The organism is Natrinema soli (genome assembly GCF_028618695.1).
The window spans coordinates 1-5,840 of sequence record NZ_JAQIVI010000102.1; the positions used below are offsets into that span (position 1 = coordinate 1).

General features: G+C 64.4%; 9 protein-coding genes and 1 pseudogene. 6 read left to right on the forward strand and 4 right to left on the reverse strand.

Annotated features, from left to right (window positions below; translation table 11 throughout):
• The first annotated feature begins 138 nt into the window (after window positions 1-138).
• Entirely contained in the window at window positions 139-1,302 is a 1,164-nt protein-coding gene (locus PGX04_RS07285; protein WP_273737904.1) for a S1C family serine protease, read from the forward strand.
• Window positions 1,299-2,249, forward strand: a complete 951-nt coding sequence (locus PGX04_RS07290; protein ID WP_273737905.1) for a TIGR03557 family F420-dependent LLM class oxidoreductase — start codon at window positions 1,299-1,301, stop codon at window positions 2,247-2,249. The genes PGX04_RS07285 and PGX04_RS07290 overlap by 4 nt, the downstream gene beginning before the upstream one ends.
• A 39-nt stretch (window positions 2,250-2,288) precedes the next feature.
• Here the strand turns inward: PGX04_RS07290 and PGX04_RS07295 are convergent, their stop codons facing one another.
• On the reverse strand, window positions 2,289-2,510 hold the full coding sequence (locus PGX04_RS07295; protein ID WP_273737910.1) for a hypothetical protein: 222 nt from the start codon (window positions 2,508-2,510) through the stop codon (window positions 2,289-2,291).
• 156 nt (window positions 2,511-2,666) lie between these two features.
• Between PGX04_RS07295 and PGX04_RS07300 the strand changes: the two genes are divergently transcribed.
• Both PGX04_RS07300 and PGX04_RS07305 read left to right on the forward strand, forming a co-directional pair.
• On the forward strand, window positions 2,667-2,846 hold the full coding sequence (locus PGX04_RS07300) for a protein translocase SEC61 complex subunit gamma (protein ID WP_098726634.1): 180 nt from the start codon (window positions 2,667-2,669) through the stop codon (window positions 2,844-2,846).
• A complete protein-coding gene (locus tag PGX04_RS07305; RefSeq protein ID WP_098726635.1) occupies window positions 2,846-3,283 on the forward strand; it encodes a transcription elongation factor Spt5 in 438 nt (145 codons plus the stop codon). The genes PGX04_RS07300 and PGX04_RS07305 overlap by 1 nt, the downstream gene beginning before the upstream one ends.
• Before the next feature lie 122 nt (window positions 3,284-3,405).
• Here PGX04_RS07305 and PGX04_RS07310 read toward each other — a convergent pair whose 3' ends face one another.
• The gene (locus PGX04_RS07310; RefSeq protein ID WP_273737906.1) at window positions 3,406-3,693 is read right to left on the reverse strand and encodes a DUF7565 family protein; all 288 of its coding nucleotides are present in this window, start codon (window positions 3,691-3,693) and stop codon (window positions 3,406-3,408) included.
• A 108-nt stretch (window positions 3,694-3,801) separates the two neighbouring features.
• On the opposite strand from PGX04_RS07310, the gene PGX04_RS07315 reads away from it, so the two are divergent.
• Together PGX04_RS07315 and PGX04_RS07320 are read left to right on the forward strand one after the other, a co-directional pair.
• The gene (locus PGX04_RS07315) at window positions 3,802-4,230 is read left to right on the forward strand and encodes a hypothetical protein (RefSeq protein WP_273737907.1); all 429 of its coding nucleotides are present in this window, start codon (window positions 3,802-3,804) and stop codon (window positions 4,228-4,230) included.
• A 36-nt stretch (window positions 4,231-4,266) separates the two neighbouring features.
• Window positions 4,267-5,019 (forward strand): PHP domain-containing protein, encoded by a 753-nt coding sequence (locus PGX04_RS07320; RefSeq protein WP_273737908.1) that lies wholly within the window; start codon window positions 4,267-4,269, stop codon window positions 5,017-5,019.
• Here the strand turns inward: PGX04_RS07320 and PGX04_RS07325 are convergent.
• Both PGX04_RS07325 and PGX04_RS07330 read right to left on the reverse strand, forming a co-directional pair.
• Window positions 5,016-5,552, reverse strand: a complete 537-nt coding sequence (locus tag PGX04_RS07325; protein WP_273737909.1) for a Mut7-C RNAse domain-containing protein — start codon at window positions 5,550-5,552, stop codon at window positions 5,016-5,018. The two genes, PGX04_RS07320 and PGX04_RS07325, sit on opposite strands and share 4 nt — an antisense overlap.
• A gap of 33 nt (window positions 5,553-5,585) precedes the next feature.
• Window positions 5,586-5,840: pseudogene (locus tag PGX04_RS07330) on the reverse strand (DNA polymerase/3'-5' exonuclease PolX); the annotation flags it as partial.

Sequence of the window (5,840 nt, forward strand, 5' to 3'; positions counted from 1 at the left end):
TCGTCGACGCGGTCGAGGCGGCGCGCGACGAGTAGTCGACGCGGTCGAGGCGGCGCTCTCGGCGGTTCCTTCCCGGGGGCGGCCGCGGTACGACCGTTTGTGTGTGCTGGACCGTCTGAGTGTGCTGGTTACCGTTTTATGCCACTCGTCGGGGTCGCTACGGGCGTGACTCCAGATCAGCGCACGCGCAGACGAGTCCTTCGAACGGTCGGGGCCACTGTAGCGATCGGCGGCCCCGGGGTCGGCTCGAGTGCTGCGCAGAACGGGCAGGGCGGACAGGACCGCCAGAATGGGCAGAGCGGAGACGGTGACGACGGTGTCGACAGTCCGTATACAGCGACGTATCGCGACACTATCGGGTCCGTCGTGCTGGTCACCGTCTCCGGCCCTCGCGGCGGTGGCGGACTGGGATCGGGGTTTGTCATCGACGATCAGCACGTCGTAACCAACAACCACGTCGTCCAGAGCGCGGCCGAGGGTGGCGTCGAACTGCAGTTCAGTACCGAGGAGTGGCGGACCGCGTCGATCGTCGGCACCGATCCCTATAGCGATCTCGCCGTCCTTCGCGTCGAGGAGCTGCCGGACGTTGCGTCCGGGCTGTCGATCGTCGACCGCGAGCCCGCAATCGGACAGGAGGTGCTCGTCCTCGGCAATCCGCTCGGACTCGATGCCTCGATCTCTCAGGGGATCGTCAGCGGCGTCGATCGAGTGCTGCCCAGCCCGGCGGGCACCTCGATCCCGGCCGCGATCCAGACCGACGCGGCGGTCAACCCCGGCAACAGCGGCGGGCCGCTCGTGAGTCTCGAGGGCGACGTGCTCGGGATCGTCTTCGCCGGTGCCGATCAGACGATCGGTTTCGCGATCTCCTCGCGCCTCGCGAATCGGGTCGTCCCCGCGCTCATCGAGGACGGCACGTACGAACACCCGTTCATGGGCGTCGCCGTTCAGCCCGTGGGACCGGACATCGCCGAGGCGATCGGACTCGAGGCGGCCACCGGCGTCCTCGTCACGGAAGTCGTCCCGAACGCGCCCGCCGACGGCGTTCTTCAGCCGGCGGACCCCTCCCGGCCCGGCAGCGGCGACGTAATTGTCGCCATCGACGGCGAGGAAATCCAGAATCAGTCGCAGCTACTCTCGTCTCTCGCACTCGTGACGTCGCCCGGCGACACGGTCGAACTCACGATCGTCCGGGACGGCGAACGGGGATCGGTCGAAGTGACGCTGGAAGCGCGGCCGGAGCCGCAGCTGCCGCAAACGCCGATCCCGGAAACACCGGGCGAACGCCCTCCGACGGAACCATGACCGAAATCGGCCACAAACTCATCTGCGAGGAGCACGGTCCGAACGATCTCGTCGAGTACGCACAGCTCGCCGACGACTCCGCGTTCGAGTTCGCCATGATCTCCGATCACTTCCATCCCTGGCTCGCGAGCCAGGGCGAGAGCCCGCTGGTCTGGAACGTGATCGGTGCCATCGCGCAGGCGACTGACGACCTTCGACTGGGAACCGGAATTACCTGTCCGATCATCCGCGTTCATCCGGCGATCATCGCACAGGCGGCCGCGACAGCAGCAACGATGCTCCCCGGCCGATTCTTCCTCGGCGTCGGCGCTGGCGAGCAGTTGAACGAACACGTTCTGGGCCATCGATGGCCGGAACACGCCGTGCGACTCGAGATGCTCGCGGAGGCGCTCGAGATCATCCGCACGCTCTGGGAGGGCGAGACGACCAGTTTCCACGGGGAGTACTACACCGTCGAGAACGCGCGGCTGTTCACGCTCCCCGACGAACTCCCGCCGATTCCGATCGCCGCTGACGGCCCGAATGCGGCCCGCTTTGCGGGCGAATTCGGGGACGGCTTCGTCGGCGTCAGTCCCGACTCGGAGCTGCTCGAGGCGTTCGAGGCGGCGGGCGGCGACGGGCCGCGATACGGCGAGGTCACCGTCTGTTACGATGAAGACGAGGCCAGAGCGGTCGAACGCGCACACGAGATCTGGGCCATCGAGGGACTCCCGGGCGAACTGATGTGGGAGTTACCGACCCCAGCGCACTTGGAACAGGCGACGCAGGCCGTCTCGGAGGACGATATCGGGGAGTTGATCGTCTGCGGTGACGATCCCGACGAACACGTCGCCGCGCTCGAGGAGTACGTCGACGCGGGGTACGACCGCGTCGTCGTCCATCAGATCGGCTCGAACCAGGCGGAGTTCGTCGAGTTCTACGAGGAAGAAGTGTTCCCATCGTTTTGAGTTCGCCATCGGCGGCTCTCCGACGGTTCCGCCGTATGCTCACTCCTCTTCGGGCGCTTCTCGATCTGCTTCTTCCGGTTCCTCCTCCTCGAGGTCCTCGAGATCGTCCGCCTCCTCGCGGGGCGCGTTCTGGGTTCCGAGGTCGTCGTCGCCCTCGTCGACCTCGTCGGGATCGCGGTCGATCCGCTCGAGTTCGTCGTCGATCTCTGCTTCTCGTTCCGCCTCGTACTCGTTCGCTCTGTCGGCGTCATCTTCTGCCATGAGACGGGATTGGCGGCCAAGCGGTTTGGGCGCGAGGCCGTCGAATGCAACGTCGCTGCTGGTCCCGATCGAGCGCCATTTCGACACCGGAACGGGCACGATCCGTCGGCGGACACGAAAGACAGATAAAAGACCCCGCGTTGTAAACAGACATACATGGACGTTCCGTACGACCTCACCTCGTACGTTCGGGTGTTGAAAATGGCGACGACACCCACTACTGAGGAGTTCCTCCAGGTGTCGAAAATTGCCGGTGCAGGAGTCTTGCTGATCGGGCTCGTCGGATTCCTCATCGGCACGATCATGGTGTTCCTGACCAGCGGTGGTGGCCTCTAATGGGCATCTTCGCTGTCAAAACGACGGCGAGCCAGGAGCGAACCGTCGCGGACATGATCATCAACCGCGAAGAGCCGGATATTCACGCCGCGCTCGCTCCCGACTCGCTGACCTCCTACGTGATGGTCGAGGCCGAAGGCGACGCGGTCCTCAATCGGGTCCTCGAGGACATTCCGCACGCGCGGAGCATCGTTCCCGGCGAGTCAGATATTTCGGAGGTCGAACACTTCCTCTCGCCGAAACCGGACGTCGAGGGAATCGCGGAGGGTGACATCGTCGAGCTCATCGCCGGTCCGTTCAAGGGCGAGAAGGCTCAGGTCCAGCGCATCGACGAGGGGAAGGATCAGGTGACGGTCGAACTGTACGAGGCGACGGTTCCGATTCCGGTGACGGTGCGCGGCGATCAGATTCGTGTGCTGGATAGCGACGAGCGCTAACACGCTTCTCAGTTACTGGTACTAGTTCGACGCTGAGAACGGGGTCCGATGCTGGTCGGCATCGGTGATCACTGATGCCGACATCACTACTGAGGGGGATCAGGGGGTACTGTCGCCGTTCGTTATCGTTTCAGTCCCGTGGCGATCGCTTGCATATCTGCGACGGACTCGATCTCCTCGAGCAACTCCTCGCGCTCCCGAACCGCTTCGGAGCTGGCACCGTAGGCGCGGACGTATTCGGCGCGGCTGTGTTCGGTGAAGGCGTGACGAATCGCGAGATAGCCGTCCGGAATAATGGTCCCACAGACTTTACACTCGCGGCGCTGGTGGTCCGTCGCCTGATGGACGACGGCAGACTCGACGTCTTCGAACACCGATCCACAGCCGTCGATCCCGCATTTCCAGGCCATTCGATACGGTCACTCGGACGGCCGCCCTAATCATCCTTTCGCAGCGAAGGTCATCAATCAAACATGTGCCCGGCAGACCTTCGGCCGTCGAGTTCATCCACTCGAGGTATGTCGGCGACTAACAGGTCGGAGCTGACGGCGTTCGATGCCGATCGCGTCCGTCAGGTCGTTCAGGAAACGGTCTCCGGACCGTTGTACGCGTTCTGTGAGTACGACACGGAGTCGTTTCGGCCGCTCTATCTCAGCGACGAGACCGTCTCGATGTACGAGAGTCGAGACGCGATGCTCGAGCACTTCGAGAAAATCCACACGAACGTCCACATGGACTTTATGCAGAGCAAGCTCTTTCGAAACACGTTGTTTCCGGACGCCGAGCGCGTGGAGTACATCACGACATCGATGGACTTCCTGAAGATCCTCCGCGTCTACATCGGCGACGACGGCCTCTTCATCTCGGTCGATCCGGCGGAACCGGTCGTCCCGATCGTCGACGCGATCAAGGCCACCGTCGAGTGGCCGGAAAATCAGAATTCATAACTCGGCGCTGACGAAAGTGAGCGGCGTGACCGACGGATGACGTTCCGAGTCGACTGCCACGTGAAGGTGCTCAACGACCGCGTGGTCGAACGGGCGAAACGAGCCGGCCTCGACGCGATCGTCTACGCACCTCACTTCACCCGCCTCCCGGAGATCCGCGAGCGCGCGGCGGACTACACCGACGACGAGCTGCTGGTGATTCCCGCCCGCGAGGTGTTCACCGGGTCGTGGCGACAGCGCAGACACGTCCTCGCCATCGGTCTCGAGGATCCCGTTCCGGATTACATCCCGCTCGAGACGGCGATGGCCGAGTTCGACCGACAGGGCGCGGCGGTGCTCGTCCCGCATCCGACCTTCGCGAACGTGAGCTTCGAGGAAGCCGATCTGAAAGCGCACGCGGAGACGATCGACGCGGTCGAGATATTCAACCCGAAGCACTTTCGATTGCACAATCGCCGCGCGCGCACCCTCGCCGAGTCGCTCTCGCTCCCGCCGTTTACCTCCTCGTACGCCCACCTCCCGCGAACGGTCGGCGTCGCCCACACCGCCTTCGAGGCGGCTATCGAACGCGAGGAGGAGCTCGTGACCGCGATCAGGGACGGGATCGCACGCCGGGTCGTCTATGACAACGGCCTCGATCAGTTGACGACGATGGTGTCGGAACTCGCCCACCTCGTCTACGAGAACACTTGGAAGAAGGTCGATCGACTCTTCCTGTCGGGAACAGAGCCGACCCATCCCACCCACATTGCGTACGACGGTCGATTCGACGACGTGTCAGTCTATTAGCCGCTGCGATCGTCACTCTCGGACGTAGTCGCTCGAAATCGGTCTGCGAGCGACCACTTCGACCGTTCGTCGGGTTCTACAGTCGTTTCCCGGATCTTCGAGAGCGTCTCAGCCACTCGGTCCCAGTGACTCCCGCGCCAGAAGTACTGGCCGCAATCACGACAGACCCGCACCTCGCAGTCGGCCGGATCGGGCGCGTACTCCGGGGTCGACGCCGTCGAACCGACGGGCTCGAGCGGGCCGTTACACCGCCCGCAGAACCGGGGCTCGTCCGCCAGCGTCAGGTCGATCCCGGCCGCGTCGAGTGTCGCGAGCTGGGCTTCGACGTCGCGGGACTCGAGGAGGATCGACTCGTCGGCTCGCCCCGCGAGTTCGACGTCTCGAGTGACGACCGTCCGCTCTTCGTCCCGAGCGACGGCGAGAACGGCATCATCGGCCTCGAGTCCTCGGTCGCCGGCGTACGCGGTGTCGTGGTTGCACATTCGCAGATAGGAGACGATTCCGCCGCACATGACGTCGAGGAGGAGTCGCATGGAGTGTCGAGGGATGGAAACGGACGCTATCGGTCAGTGGAGGAACTCGCGGAGGTCCGCGAGCTCCCACGTGTTGATCACGTCGGCCGGTTCGGCCCAGCCGCGCCGGGCCGTATGAACGCCCCAGCGCATGTACTCGAGCGTCGACGGCTGGTGAGAGTCCGTGTTGATCGCGATGGCTGCCCCCTCCTCGAGAGCGGCCTGGACGGCGCTGCCCCAGAGATCCAGCCGGCGGGGATTGCTGTTGACCTCGAGGGCGGTGTCGTGCTCGGCGGCGGCCCGTCCGAG